This is a genomic window from Fodinicola feengrottensis, from assembly GCF_010993775.1.
GTDB classification, from domain to species: Bacteria; Actinomycetota; Actinomycetes; order Mycobacteriales; family HKI-0501; genus Fodinicola; species Fodinicola feengrottensis.
Window position 1 is genome coordinate 79,423 of the sequence record NZ_WOTO01000029.1, and the last position, 11,644, is coordinate 91,066.

The 11,644-nt window shown below is 65.0% G+C and carries 16 protein-coding genes and 2 pseudogenes; 6 read left to right on the forward strand and 12 right to left on the reverse strand.

Annotated features, from left to right (window positions below; all coding sequences use genetic code 11):
- The first annotated feature begins 319 nt into the window (after positions 1–319).
- Together GNX96_RS25480 and GNX96_RS25485 are read left to right on the forward strand one after the other, a co-directional pair.
- Positions 320–1,255 (forward strand): M1 family metallopeptidase, encoded by a 936-nt coding sequence (locus tag GNX96_RS25480; RefSeq protein ID WP_163570024.1) that lies wholly within the window; start codon positions 320–322, stop codon positions 1,253–1,255.
- Entirely contained in the window at positions 1,146–1,583 is a 438-nt protein-coding gene (locus GNX96_RS25485) for a M1 family metallopeptidase (RefSeq protein WP_163570025.1), read from the forward strand. Before GNX96_RS25480 ends, GNX96_RS25485 begins: the two co-directional genes overlap by 110 nt.
- Positions 1,584–1,660: 77 nt before the next feature.
- Here GNX96_RS25485 and GNX96_RS25490 read toward each other — a convergent pair.
- The 7 genes and pseudogenes from GNX96_RS25490 to GNX96_RS25515 all read right to left on the reverse strand — a co-directional run bounded on the left by GNX96_RS25490 (position 1,661) and on the right by GNX96_RS25515 (position 5,616).
- Positions 1,661–2,348, reverse strand: a pseudogene (locus tag GNX96_RS25490) (DUF899 domain-containing protein).
- A gap of 301 nt (positions 2,349–2,649) precedes the next feature.
- Positions 2,650–2,886 carry a hypothetical protein gene (locus tag GNX96_RS55145; RefSeq protein ID WP_279581478.1) on the reverse strand — a complete coding sequence of 79 codons (237 nt, stop codon included), beginning with the start codon at positions 2,884–2,886 and terminating at the stop codon, positions 2,650–2,652.
- Entirely contained in the window at positions 2,834–3,103 is a 270-nt protein-coding gene (locus tag GNX96_RS55150; protein WP_279581461.1) for a peroxiredoxin family protein, read from the reverse strand. The genes GNX96_RS55145 and GNX96_RS55150 overlap by 53 nt, the downstream gene beginning before the upstream one ends.
- 32 nt (positions 3,104–3,135) lie before the next feature.
- Positions 3,136–3,537, reverse strand: coding sequence for an RNA polymerase sigma factor (locus GNX96_RS25500; protein ID WP_279581462.1), 402 nt, complete (start codon positions 3,535–3,537; stop codon positions 3,136–3,138).
- Positions 3,538–3,734: 197 nt separating this feature from the next.
- Positions 3,735–4,088, reverse strand: coding sequence for a mycothiol transferase (locus GNX96_RS25505; RefSeq protein ID WP_279581463.1), 354 nt, complete (start codon positions 4,086–4,088; stop codon positions 3,735–3,737).
- Positions 4,089–4,318: 230 nt separating this feature from the next.
- Positions 4,319–4,462, reverse strand: coding sequence for a hypothetical protein (locus GNX96_RS25510; RefSeq protein WP_279581464.1), 144 nt, complete (start codon positions 4,460–4,462; stop codon positions 4,319–4,321).
- Positions 4,459–5,616 (reverse strand): copper resistance D family protein, encoded by a 1,158-nt coding sequence (locus GNX96_RS25515; protein WP_163570026.1) that lies wholly within the window; start codon positions 5,614–5,616, stop codon positions 4,459–4,461. Before GNX96_RS25515 ends, GNX96_RS25510 begins: the two co-directional genes overlap by 4 nt.
- 109 nt (positions 5,617–5,725) lie before the next feature.
- On the opposite strand from GNX96_RS25515, the gene GNX96_RS25520 reads away from it, so the two are divergent.
- Together GNX96_RS25520 and GNX96_RS25525 are read left to right on the forward strand one after the other, a co-directional pair.
- On the forward strand, positions 5,726–6,271 hold the full coding sequence (locus tag GNX96_RS25520; protein ID WP_279581465.1) for a GNAT family N-acetyltransferase: 546 nt from the start codon (positions 5,726–5,728) through the stop codon (positions 6,269–6,271).
- 412 nt (positions 6,272–6,683) lie between these two features.
- Complete coding sequence (locus tag GNX96_RS25525) at positions 6,684–7,136, forward strand: HNH endonuclease (RefSeq protein ID WP_163570028.1); 453 nt, start codon at positions 6,684–6,686, stop codon at positions 7,134–7,136.
- A gap of 105 nt (positions 7,137–7,241) precedes the next feature.
- Here GNX96_RS25525 and GNX96_RS25530 read toward each other — a convergent pair whose 3' ends face one another.
- Positions 7,242–7,700: a DUF3237 domain-containing protein gene (locus tag GNX96_RS25530; RefSeq protein WP_163570029.1), complete on the reverse strand. Its 459-nt coding sequence runs from the start codon at positions 7,698–7,700 to the stop codon at positions 7,242–7,244.
- 79 nt (positions 7,701–7,779) lie between these two features.
- Here GNX96_RS25530 and GNX96_RS25535 point away from each other — a divergent pair, with 79 nt between their 5' ends.
- Positions 7,780–8,406, forward strand: coding sequence for a TetR/AcrR family transcriptional regulator (locus GNX96_RS25535; protein ID WP_163570030.1), 627 nt, complete (start codon positions 7,780–7,782; stop codon positions 8,404–8,406).
- 51 nt (positions 8,407–8,457) lie between these two features.
- On the opposite strand, the gene GNX96_RS25540 is transcribed toward GNX96_RS25535, so the two are convergent.
- Entirely contained in the window at positions 8,458–8,832 is a 375-nt protein-coding gene (locus tag GNX96_RS25540) for a cupin domain-containing protein (protein WP_163570031.1), read from the reverse strand.
- Between the two features lie 241 nt (positions 8,833–9,073).
- On the opposite strand from GNX96_RS25540, the gene GNX96_RS25545 reads away from it, so the two are divergent.
- Positions 9,074–9,451 (forward strand): hypothetical protein, encoded by a 378-nt coding sequence (locus GNX96_RS25545; protein ID WP_163570032.1) that lies wholly within the window; start codon positions 9,074–9,076, stop codon positions 9,449–9,451.
- A 23-nt stretch (positions 9,452–9,474) separates the two neighbouring features.
- Here GNX96_RS25545 and GNX96_RS25550 read toward each other — a convergent pair.
- The 3 genes and pseudogenes from GNX96_RS25550 to GNX96_RS25560 form a co-directional block, all read right to left on the reverse strand.
- Positions 9,475–10,669: pseudogene (locus GNX96_RS25550) on the reverse strand (RNA polymerase sigma factor).
- Between the two features lie 6 nt (positions 10,670–10,675).
- On the reverse strand, positions 10,676–11,029 hold the full coding sequence (locus GNX96_RS25555) for a YciI family protein (protein WP_163570033.1): 354 nt from the start codon (positions 11,027–11,029) through the stop codon (positions 10,676–10,678).
- Positions 11,030–11,229: 200 nt separating this feature from the next.
- On the reverse strand, positions 11,230–11,640 hold the full coding sequence (locus GNX96_RS25560) for a winged helix-turn-helix transcriptional regulator (protein ID WP_163570034.1): 411 nt from the start codon (positions 11,638–11,640) through the stop codon (positions 11,230–11,232).
- Between the last annotated feature and the right edge of the window lie 4 nt (positions 11,641–11,644).

The following is an 11,644-nucleotide window of genomic DNA, read 5'->3' on the forward strand; positions in this document are numbered from 1 at the left end:
TGTGCGCCTACCCGTTGACGGCGAACCCCATCGCCTCTATCTTGGTGCATCGTTACACCATAGCGGCCTTGCCTGACTGCTGCGTCGGCGACGGCGGGTCGAGTCACCTTCACCGCCCTGACTGTCACGACTGATGGACGAAGGGAATTCCATGAAGGGCACGATGTGGTATCGGCTTGCTCCGGCGGCGACGGCTGTCCTGGCCGTCTCGCTGCTGGCGGCGCCGAGCGCGGCGGCCGGTCAGCCAGGCGGGCAGAGTATCGGCGACCCGTACTTCCCACACGACGGGAACACTGGCTACCAGGTCGACAACTACGCATTGGACCTGGCCTACCAGCCTGGTGCGGATCAGTTGAGTGGAACGGCGACCATTTCGGCGACCGCGACGCAGGACCTCAGCAGCTTTTCCTTCGATTTCGGGTTGACCGCCTCAGCGGTGACGGTCAACAGCGAATCGGCGGAATTCAAGGATCAGGACAACAAGCTGATCATCACGCCGAAAGTCGACCTGCCCGCCCAGAAACCGATGACGGTCGTGGTGACGTACTCGGGAGTTCCGTCCAAGGTGCGCATGTACGGCGAACAGGCCTGGTTCGCCAGCGCTGACGGGGCGTCCTCAGTCGCCGAGCCGCACTATGCCGCGTTCTGGTTTCCCTGTAACGATCACCCCTCGGACAAGGCCACCTGGTCTGCGTCGGTGTCTGTTCCGGATGGAACCACCGCGATCACCAACGGCAAGCTCGTCAGTTCCGAAAAGAGCGGCGACAAGGTGGTCTGGAAATGGAGCAGCGCCCAGCCGCTGGCCACCTACAACTCGTTCATGGCGATCGGCCGCTTTACGATGAAAAAAAACACCACGGCCGCTGACGGACGTACGTTCATCCGTGCCTACAGCCAAAGCCTGTCTGAGACCGAGAAGAAGAACGCCACCTCAAGCATCGAGCAGACCCCTGACGTGCTCGCCTGGGAATCCGGCCTCTTCGGGCCGTACCCCTTCGACATCGAAGGCGGGGTCGCCGTTGACGCCGGGAGCGTGAACGACGCCGAGGAGTATCAGACAAAGCCGGTGTACAGCAACGTTTTCAAGGACGGTAAGCTTCGGCGACGTCGTTCACGAGAACGCGCATCAGTGGTTCGGCGACGCGGTGTCGCCCAAGTCATGGCAGGACATCTGGCTCAACGAAGGCTTCGCCCAGTACACCGAATGGTTGTGGCAGGAGCACGAAGGCACCAAACCGGCGAGCAAACTTGCTGACGAGGACTACAAAAGCCACGACAGTGGCGACAGCTTCTGGAAGACCCCTCCCGGCGACCCGGGTGCGGCCGGCCTGCTGGACGACCCGGTGTACGAGCGTGGCGCCATGACCCTGCAAGCACTGCGTTCGACCGTGGGCGACGACACGTTCTTCGACATCCTCAAACACCGAGTAAGCGACAACATGTACAGCAACGAGTCGACAAGCGAATTCATCGCCCTTGCCGAGAAAATCTCCAACAAATCACTCAAGCCACTGTTCGACACCTGGCTGTACGCAAAGGAGCGTCCAGCCAACCCACCGAGCCAAGGAATGCGGCTCGGCTGAACGCGGTCGACGCCGGCGGGCGCGTGCCCGCCGGCTGGATCGACGGTCGGTGTTTCAAGGCGTCCCGCGAGGCCGGCTCAGGCCTGCGACCCGTAACGTGCGGCGATCTCCTGAGAGCTGCTCCAGTTGCTGTAGGTGGGCGACTTGGGCCACCCCTGGGGTGAGTCCTGCCATTCCTCCTGTCGCCCGTACGGCAACACGTCGACCAGCGCGAAGGTGTAACTGAGCTGTTCGGTGCCCCGGCCGCTGCTGTTCCAGGTGCGGTAGACCGTGTCGCCGTCGCGCAGGAACACGTTGACCGCGAAACCACCGCCGGCAGGCGCGCCGACGTCCGCACCGAACGGGCTGTCCGCGGTGGAATACCAGGTCATCGTGTTGCCGACCCGCCGCTGGTAGGCCAGCGCCTCCTCGATCGGTCCCTGGGTGACCAGGACGAACCGAGCGTCGTACTTGTCCAGGTATTCCAGCCGGGTGTACTGCGAGGTCAGGCTGGTGCAGCCGCCGCACTGCACTGCTCGCCGGCAGAGACCACATGTGGTTGTAGACGATCAGCTGCGACTTGCCTTCGAAGACATCGACCAGCCGGACCGGCCCGTTCGCGCCCTCGAGCGTGTAGTCGGGCATCTTCACCATCGGCAGCCGGCGACGCTGGGCGGCGATCGCGTCGAGTTCCCGGGTCGCGGCCTTCTCCCTGGCCCTTAGCTCGTCGATCTGACGCTGCCAGGTGTCGGTGTCGACCACGGATGGGAGTGCGTTGATGCTCATAGGGACCCTTCCAGCTCACCCTTGACTATCGGTATCACCAGTACTGACCTCACCCGAGCCAAAAACTCATCGGCGCGGTCGTCTCCAACTGTGGTTGAAGCCCAACTGGGACATCGCGCGGATCAGTGACCGGCTCTCAGGCAGGCGGTGGGGGCCCAGCGGCGAGTACGTGGGAGTGCGGAGGGCAAGCCGAAGTCTTATCGACAAGAAAGGGTAGGATTCTCGCCGGTTTCCGGACCTGGCCCGGTCAGCCTGGTCGACGCGAACCAAACCTGGCGGTCGTGGGTCGGTTTGTTGATTTCTAAGGCGACAACTCGGCGATCGCCGCCTGCACGGCTTTGCGGTTGTAGCTGCCCGTCGGCATCGTGGCGCTGTGTGCGTAGCGGATGACTCCGCTGCGGTCGATCAACAGGGTGCCGGACTGTTGCATCATTCCGAACACCTTCTTGGTCAGGCCGACGCCGGTGTGCGGGCCGCCAGTGGAGTTACTGATGACCGGGAAGGGAATGCTCTGTTTTTTCCTTCCAGCGGGCGGCATCCACCCGGTCTTCAGGGACCGCGATAATGACTTGTACGCCGTGGGCGCGAAAATCCGCCGCGGAGCGCGACACCAGGTGGCGGACGTGGAGGTTGCACACCGGGCAGGTAGTCGACCGCATGAAGAACATCAGCACGGCCTGACCGGGGAAGTCGGTCAGGCGCACAGCCTTGCCTTCGGTGTCGGACATCCTGATTTCGGGCAGCCGGGTATCCACAGCAAGCATTGAATCTCCTTGGTAGGAAAGAATCAGCCGAGGCTGTCGCGTACGGCCAGCCGCGCCCGATGCAGTTGTGACTTCATCGCGGCGAGGCTGAGACCGAGTGCGTCGGCCGCCATCTGGCCGGAATAGCCCTGCACGTCTCGCATGATCAGGACCCGCCGCTGAAGATCCGGAAGCGCGGCAATGACAGCCGCCACCCGGTCGGACTCCAGCCTGGCCAGCACCTCGTCCTCAGGATTGAGCATCGCGTGTGGTTCGACCGAGTGAGACTGCAGCATGAGTCTGGAGAGTCGTACGCACTCGTTTCGTACGATCCGGAACACCCAGGACGCCAGGGCACCTGAGGCGCGCAGCGTGCCGATCTTGCGGTAAAGGATCAGCAGCGCCTCCTGCGCCGCGTCCTCAGCGTCCTCCGGGGGGTGGCGCACAGCGTACGAGCGAAGCGCTGGACGTGCGGGTGCGCTCCGTACACGACGGCACTGATCGACTCGACATGGCCGCGTTTCGCCGACTCGACAAGCTGCTCACTGACCCAGTTCGGCATGTCACCTCCCGGTCCGCTCACATACTGACCCCTATAAGAGGCCAGCTGCGGCGAAAGGATTCGCGGTCACGCCGCAACGTTTCACAACGGGTCCTGGCCGAGGCCGACGCGGCCGTCGATCAGTTCGCGGGCCGCGTCGAGGTGACCGAGATGGCGGGCGGTCTCCTCGATCATGTGCATCACGACGAAGCGGAGGTCGGTGACCAGGGTTTCGTCGCCATGGCCGTGTCGTCCCAGAGGTCGGGTGGACAATGGGGTCGAGGCGAGCACGACATTCGCGCGCTCGATCTGGTCGCGGTAGAAGGCGAACACCGGCTCGGTTCGCTGGCCTGTCGCGAAAGGCCCGTTCTGGGCAGGCCACGGCAGTGGTTCCGCGGTGCCGAGGGTGACCTCCTGGAACCAGTGCCGCTCCGCGTGCCCGAGATGCTCGAGCATCCCCACCAGCGTCAGCCGGACGGCAACACCGGGGTTGTTGCCAGCTGATCTTCGTCCAGGCCGGCGAGGATCTCGAACACTCGGGCCCGCTGGGCGTTGAGGAAGTCGATCAGCAGGTCATCCATACTCATGGCCTGAAGTTTGCCGCATCCGTACGGTCAAGGACGGGACGACGTACTAACCGAACGGGTCCGGTGCGACGTACGACCGCTGGGTGAACGCGAGGGCGATCAGACTGTCGCACTCGCGAGTTTGAGCGGGTCGCGTGGCGCGTTGGGTTTGGCGTCGAGCATTCGCTGACCGATAGCCTGCACCTCATTTCGGCCCATTGCCTCGCGCACCTTCGGAAACCATTCCTGCTCTTCACGGGTCACGTCTGTGCGCGTTGGGCGAGCAGGTCGGATGCCTTGGCGGTGGCGAAAAAGGAGGCCACCACAGTGGCCGTCAGCAGGAGTCCGATCAGCAGGATGCCGCCGGTCGCGACCGGCGGTTCGGCGGTCTCGCCGGCCTGGGCGCGGGCCGAGCCGCTGAGAAATGGTACGACCGTCAGGACGCCGATTCCGAGAACGACCTCGATCGCGACGACCTTGGGAAAATGCCGCAACACCAGCGTGACCAGGGATCCTTCGGAGCCGGCGAGGCGGGCCCGTACCACTCGCGGGATCAGCCAAAGCTGGTTGAATCCGCCGGCTGTCACCAGCCCCACCACCAGAATCAGCTTGAGCAGCAGGAAACGGCCGAAGGTAGTGGTCACCAGTTGGGCGGGATCGCCGACGTTCTTCCAGGTCAGCCACAAGCCGGAGAGCAGCACCCCGCCGACGGCGACCAATGCGAGCGTGCTGAAGCGCTGCCAGATGTCCGCCCAGATCGCGGCCACCCCGGTGGCTTCCCGGCGGCCGGCCAGCACGAGCGCTACCAGCACGGTCAGGCCACCGAGCCAGGCCGTACCGCCAATGATGTGGACCTGGGTCAAGTACCTGTCCATCAAGGTGTCCAGCGCGGTGGCGCGCGTCGGTGTTGAGCCGATCAGGCTCGCAAGCATGGCGGCTGGGAAGGCAAAGAGCGCGATTGTGTCAATTCGGCTGCCGATTTTCTTGAAAAACAAGGAGATCAGCAGTGCGGACAGCAGCAGGACCAGGACATTCTGTACGAGATAGATCGTGCCGCTGGCGATCCAGTCACCTGGGGTGGCGGCCTTGGACAAGAACCGCCACATCGCGGCCGGAGTGGTGGCCTCGCCAAATGACATCCCCTTGGTTCCCCGGGCTACCCGGCTTGCCAGCTGGAAATAGCCAGTGACGAGCAACAAAACACCGCTGGATGCCAACAGCGCGGCGGCGCGGCGGCGGCTGGCGACCACGTACGCGTCAGTGCCGGACCTGTCCAGTGCGGGGCGTACGGCGACCCAGTAGGTGAGCGGGAACCCGATGGCCGCGGACAGGCCCAGGAAATATCCGAACTCGGTGAGCATCCGCCAGAGCGGTGGCAGAGCGCTGGGCACGGCGTCGGCGAGCACGTCAGGCGTCATGTTAGGTGAGGCTAGCCTACTTTTCAGGTGAGAGGGCTGTGACCCGAAGCACCAGGTGGGAAGTCGATCTTGCCCTGGTAGCGTCCGCCGCATGGCTGACGATGCCCTAATGCCGCTCGGGTACCGGGCCGCGAGTGCGGATGACGCTGAGCAGGTGGCGGCGCTGCACGCGGCGAGTTGGCGGCGGCACTATCGCGGCGCGTACGCGGACTCGTTCCTGGATGGTGACGTTGTCGCGGACCGGAGGGTGGTCTGGTCGGTACGCCTCGCCGAACCCGCCGGCAGCATCACCGTGCTGGGTGAGGACGCCGGTGGCCTTGCCGGCTTCATCCACGTCATTCTCGATAAGGACGCCGAATGGGGCAGCCTCATCGACAACCTGCATGTCGCTCATCGCTGCCAGGGGACCGGCGTCGGCACCGCTTTGTTTGCCCAGGTAGGCCCCGAAATACTTGAACGAGCCACCGATTCGGGTGTCTACCTCTGGGTGCTCGAGCAGAACCTCGCGGCCCAGCAGTTCTACCGTGCCCGGGGTGGCGTTTCCGTGGAGAAAGCGCCGGTTCCGCCGCCGGGCGGCGTGCCGTCTCGCCTAAAAGGCGCCCCGATGGCGCTGCGCATCGCCTGGCCCAACGCCGCCTTGCTGGCGGCCCGCTAGTAGCAAGCGGGTTAGGCGAAGCTGTGGATCGGCCGGGTGGGAACGCGGTTCGCGCTGTCCCCGAGGCGTTCGTTCAGTGGACAAAAAACGTCGTGGAGTGGGCGAGGGGTGTGACGGATGTGAGTCCGGTGGCGCGCGAGGGGTCGTAAGAACTGCATTCTGTTGCGGTTTCGCGGTTTGCGAACGGTGGCGTCGCCTCGTTACGTGCGCCCCGGCCTGGATGTACCGGCAGGGAGCTGGGTTCGGCCTTGTTTCGCCTGGCTCTTCGTCGAGAGTGAGGCCCCACCCTCACCAAATTGCTTAGGGCTTGAACGCGCGCGCTCCGCGTTTTGCTGATGTGATTGAGAAAATGACCACGTTCCGATCGTACGAACTCGATCTTTTTTGACGGTGATAGCGGTAGAATGGTGTCATGGCCGCCGGCGATGAAGGCACAGATCCAGAGCTCGGTTTCGCGTACGCACACACCGGCATCGCTATATCTCCAGAATCCGGCCGCAGGCTCGCCTGCGACGCGGACATCACCCCCATGCTCCTGGGCAGAAACAGCGTACCGCTCAACGTCGCCAGCACCGAACGACTCCTACCCGCACACCTACGAAAAGCACTGATAGCGCGGGATAAAGGCTGCGCCAGGTGCGGTCGACCACCTCGCTGGTGCCGCGGCCATCACGTCACTCACTGGGCCGATGGTGGCGATACCTGCCTGGAAAATTGCGTGCTCCTGTGTGATGCCTGCCATCGCCTGATTCACCACAGCGACTGGGAAGAACGCATCACCGACGGAATCGTCGAATTCATCCCACCCGCGTACCGGGACCCCGAACGAAGAACCATCCGTGGAATCAACCAACTCGCCGCATAAAACATCCACCCGGCCGCCGGGCACCACCACGCCCGGCGGCTCACAACCCTACCCGCCCCCGACGTTGCACTTCGAGTTCGGACCCACCATCCGGTTGTTTCGCGGCTAACGCAGCTCGAAATATTCGTCGTAGAACATGCCGTCGCCGGCAAGCGCACCGCGAAAGACTGCCTGGACCCGGTTGAGCCACGTGTAGCGCGAGTGGCTCGTCTCGAATCTCGGGGCACCGTAGAGAACGCCCGCGTTGCCTATCCCGCCCCCCCGCATGTCGCAGCGCCCTGAGCCGTACATGTAAATCGTCGCTCCGTCGTCGGTCTCAAGTGTGCCGCGGAAATCGATCGTGCCAGTGCCGTCGGGTCCGATCAGAAACCAGTCAGCTGTCGTTCCGCCAACGACTCGACCGTTGACGCGATCGCCCTCGATCCGGCCTTCGGGGATCTCGATGATCACCCGGGTGCCCGCCGGTGTGGTGCCGAGTGTTCGGTATTCCGCCAGTCGCCACGCGCCGACAAAAAGGGGCACGAGCTGTACGGCGGGGAGTGTTTTGAGATCGACGGCCGGCATGATGCTACCTCTCTGGAGACTTACCTTGAGGTTCCAAGGTAAGCCGCTTTACCTAATCTAGTCAAGGTAGGGTGGCGGGGTGACAGGACGCGTTCGCCGTACACCCGAGGAGGCGCAACGTCTCATCCTTGAGGCGGCCGAGCTGCTGCTTGTCGAGGGCGGGCCGCGAGCCGTCGAGGTGCGTGCGGTCGCCCAGCGAGTCGGCATGACCGACGCCGGCGTCACGCATCACTTCCAAAACAGGGAAAGTCTGCTCGTCGCTTTGTTGAGCCGCGCGGGCGGGCGGCGGCTGCGCGGCGCGGTCGAGGCGGCGTCGAGCCGATGGCTCAACGGCGTGGTTTCCGTCAGCGACCTCGTCGAAACGATGGCCGCGGTCTACGCGGACGGGTACGGCGAGCTGGCTATCGCGCTGCACGCCGCCGGTTGGAGACCAGATGGGCAGGGAATGCTCGAACCGGTGGTCGACGCCCTCCACGGGGCGCGGCGTCGTACCGGCAGCGGTTCGCCTCGCCGGATCGAGACCCGGCTCGCGGTGGCGGCCCTGCATCAGGCACTGGCCACCGACCCCACATATGGCGTGGCGTTTCGGAACAGCGCTGGAATCGCCAATCCGGCCGCCCAGGACCCGCGTGCTCAACGGCGATGGTGGGCGGCGACGATCGCCACTGTCCTGGGCATTCCCGCCGCCCCTTCTTCGCGAACTTGACGTTTTCGTTGCCGACATGCCGATAGCCACTACTAAAACGTCCCTGATCGCCTATCGATCCACTCGGAAGCGGCGGTCGGCTCGTACGGCGAGTTCGTCGGCGTCGACCAGGGTGAGCATGGGTGCGCCGATCATCACGACGACGAAGCGGGTCCAGGCGTCGGGAAGGTTGTTGGCGGCCAGGTAGTGGATGACGTCGCCGCCGGGTTCCCAAAACGCCTCGCCGGCCCGGATGATCCGCGGCGGCTCGCCTTCGAGCTCGAACAGCATCTCGCCTTCGATCAGATACCCGAAGACCGGACCGCTGTGCCGATGCGGCGGCGTGCCCGGGTCGGCTGGCTCCAGCTCGATGGTGGCGGTCATGACCTCGGCGCCGGCGGGCAGGAACGGCGGGACTTCGTGCGACAGGGTGGTCAGCGTTGTCATGGCCCGACCGTATGCGCGATCTGGACCGCTGGCGGGGGCCAGTTGACGACTTTTCTGGTGGACCAGTTGGGGCACTCGTACGAAGAAGGCATAACGGTCAGGGCGTACCTTTTTGACCTCTGTCGAATACGTTGCTCGCGTCGATCACCAAATGCCACCCTCCTGGGGCATCCACATTTGTGAATGCCATAAGGGGCGTACGTCCCAAGTGCACCTGTGGTGAATCATGATGGAGAGAACGATGAAGGCAGTCGGGAAGATTTCGGCGGCACTCGCGTCGATAGGGGCGTTGACCACCATGTTTGCGGTCCTCGCGGCCACTCCCGCGGCAGCGTCCCCCATGAACAGCCCGATTTCGCGAACGGCGTGCGATCAGAGCAATGACTTCAACTACTTCACCTTCTTCACCGGCGGATATCCGGTCTGCTTCGAAGGTGAGGGAACGCTTCCCATGCATTTTGGCCCGGTCAGCATTTGGTACGCGGAGAACAATCAGGGCTCCTTCACCTACCTGCTGCCAGGTCTCTGCCCACCGCCGGTGATCTTCAACCCGCACGAGACGGGGACCTTGCCGCCGGACGCCACGATCATCTCCCTCACCATCCTCTACGGCAGCTGAGCCGACCCGTTCACGTTGGTACGTCAGCTGTCCGCGCGAAGCCGTGCTCGCCGGGTCCGCAGGAAGGTTCGTTCGGTGTCGTTGGTGGCCAGGGCGATCGCTTCGTCGTACGCGGCGATGGCAGCTGAGGTGCGGGCGAGACGGGTGAGCAGGTCCGCGCGGGTGGCCGGCAGCAGGTGATAGCCCGGCAGGTCGAGGTCTTGGATGCAGGCCAGCGCTACCGCCGGTCCGTGCACCTCGGCGACCGCGACCGCCCGGTTGAGCGCGATGATCGGGGTGGGGCTGAGGTGCAGCAGGTGGTCGTACAGCGCCAACACCTGCGTCCAGTCGGTCGCCGGCCCGTCGGTGTGTACGGCGTTGATCGCGGCCTGCAACTGCTACGGCCCCGGCTGGTTGCGGCGCAGGCATCGCCGTACGAGCTCGTGCCCTTCGGCGATCAGCGCCCGGTCCCACAACGACCGGTCCTGTTCCGCGAGCACCACCAGCTCACCCGACGGCCCGACCCGCGCCGGCCGCCGGGACTCGACGAGCAGCAGCAGCGCTAGCAGCCCGATCACCTCCGGCTCGTCCGGCATCAGGTCGGCGAGTGCCCTCGCGAGCCGGATCGCCTCCTGGCACAGGTCCGTACGCAGCAGTTCCCCGGCGGTTGAGGCGTACCCCTCGTTGAAGACCAGGTAGAGCACGGTGAGCACCGGCTGCAGCCGGTCGGGGAGTTCGGCGGCGCCGGGCACTCGGTACGGGATGCCGGCGTCCCGGATTTTCTTCTTCGCACGAACGATCCGCTGGTGGACGGTCGGCTCCGGGACAAGGTAGGCCCGCGCGATCTCGGCCACCTCCAGCCCGCCGAGCAGGCGCAGGGTGAGCGCGGTCTGGGCGAGCGGCGACAGCGCGGGGTGGCAGCAGGTGAACATCATCCGGAGCTGGTCGTCGCGCACCGGTCCCACCTCCTTCGGCTCTGCGGGTTGGTGCAGCAGCAGCGCCTGCGCGTGGCGGGCTTCGCGACTGGACTCCCGGCGTAGCCGGTCAATCGCCCGATTACGGGCGGTGGTCACGATCCAGCCGCCCGGGTTGGGCGGCGGCGCCTCGCCCCACTTCTGGACGGCTGCCGCGAACGCATCCTGTACGGCTTCCTCGGCGAGACCGATGTCACCGAGCATGCGTGTCAGCGTGGCCACGCACCGGGCCGTATTCCGCCCGATAGACGCTGTCCAGGTCCATCCGCGCCTATTCCGCCGGCAGTTCGTTGAACGGGCGTACCTCGATCGGGCGCCCGCAGGCCAGCGCGCCTTTCCGGGCCCAGGCGAGCGCCTGGTCGGCGTCTTCGCACTGGATCACCCAGAACCCGGCGAGCTGTTCCTTCGTCTCGGCGAAGGGGCCGTCGGTCATCGTGGTCGTGCCGTTGGCGGGACGGACGACGGTGCTCGCGTACGAGGGCATCAAGCCGCCGGCGAACACCCACGAACCGGCGGCTTCCATCTCCAGGTTGACCTTGTGCGTCCGAGCCAACTGCGCCCGCAATTCCTCTTCGGTCTCCGGGTGGCTTTCGTCGAACTGGACGGCGAGCAAATATCGCTTCACGGTGGAGCTCCTTCAAACGTCAGGCGGGCGATGGCCGGGATCGCGATCGCGGCGAACGCGGACATCGGGCCCTCCGGTGAGTGGCGACCGGCTCGTTTGCCGGGCCTCTCACCATGGCTACGAACGGACTCGACGCCATTCGACACCATCGCGGAAAATTCCGCGGACTTCCCCGCCGAACCCGGCGGCCCGCCTGATCGTCACCGGCGGCGGCCGGCCTTCGCGGCGGCCGCCGTGTCGAAGTCGACCCGGGCTTGCTCCACTTTGACCAGATTCTGGGCGGTCCAAGTGGCCAGGTGCGCGAACAGCGGCGCCAGGCTGCGGCCGAGTTCGCTGATCTCGTACTCCACCCGTGGCGGCACTTCTGGGTGGTACGTACGAGTGACCAGCCCGTCTCGCTCCAGCTGCCGGAGCCGCTGAGTGAGGACTTTCGGTGTGATCGTACCGATCCGCCGTTCCAGTTCGACGAATCGCTGGACACCGAACTCGTTGAGTGTCCACAGGATCGGCGTGGTCCATCGGCTGAAGACGATGTCGACAACCGGGCCGACTGGGCACGCCTGTTCCGGAGTGGCATCGCTGGCTGGGTGCCGGGTCGCTGTCTCGGTCATAGCG

Bases quoted from the DNA above. Each gene is read 5' to 3' on its own strand.
- GNX96_RS55145 (WP_279581478.1), bottom strand. From the start codon at position 2,886: ATGCCGCCCGCTGGAAGGAAAAAACAGAGCATTCCCTTCCCGGTCATC.
- GNX96_RS25505 (WP_279581463.1), bottom strand. From the start codon at position 4,088: ATGCTCGAGCATCTCGGGCACGCGGAGCGGCACTGGTTCCAGGAGGTC.
- GNX96_RS25515 (WP_163570026.1), bottom strand. From the start codon at position 5,616: ATGACGCCTGACGTGCTCGCCGACGCCGTGCCCAGCGCTCTGCCACCG.
- GNX96_RS25520 (WP_279581465.1), top strand. From the start codon at position 5,726: ATGCCGCTCGGGTACCGGGCCGCGAGTGCGGATGACGCTGAGCAGGTG.
- GNX96_RS25525 (WP_163570028.1), top strand. From the start codon at position 6,684: ATGGCCGCCGGCGATGAAGGCACAGATCCAGAGCTCGGTTTCGCGTAC.
- GNX96_RS25530 (WP_163570029.1), bottom strand. From the start codon at position 7,700: ATGCCGGCCGTCGATCTCAAAACACTCCCCGCCGTACAGCTCGTGCCC.
- GNX96_RS25540 (WP_163570031.1), bottom strand. From the start codon at position 8,832: ATGACAACGCTGACCACCCTGTCGCACGAAGTCCCGCCGTTCCTGCCC.
- GNX96_RS25545 (WP_163570032.1), top strand. From the start codon at position 9,074: ATGAAGGCAGTCGGGAAGATTTCGGCGGCACTCGCGTCGATAGGGGCG.
- GNX96_RS25560 (WP_163570034.1), bottom strand. From the start codon at position 11,640: ATGACCGAGACAGCGACCCGGCACCCAGCCAGCGATGCCACTCCGGAA.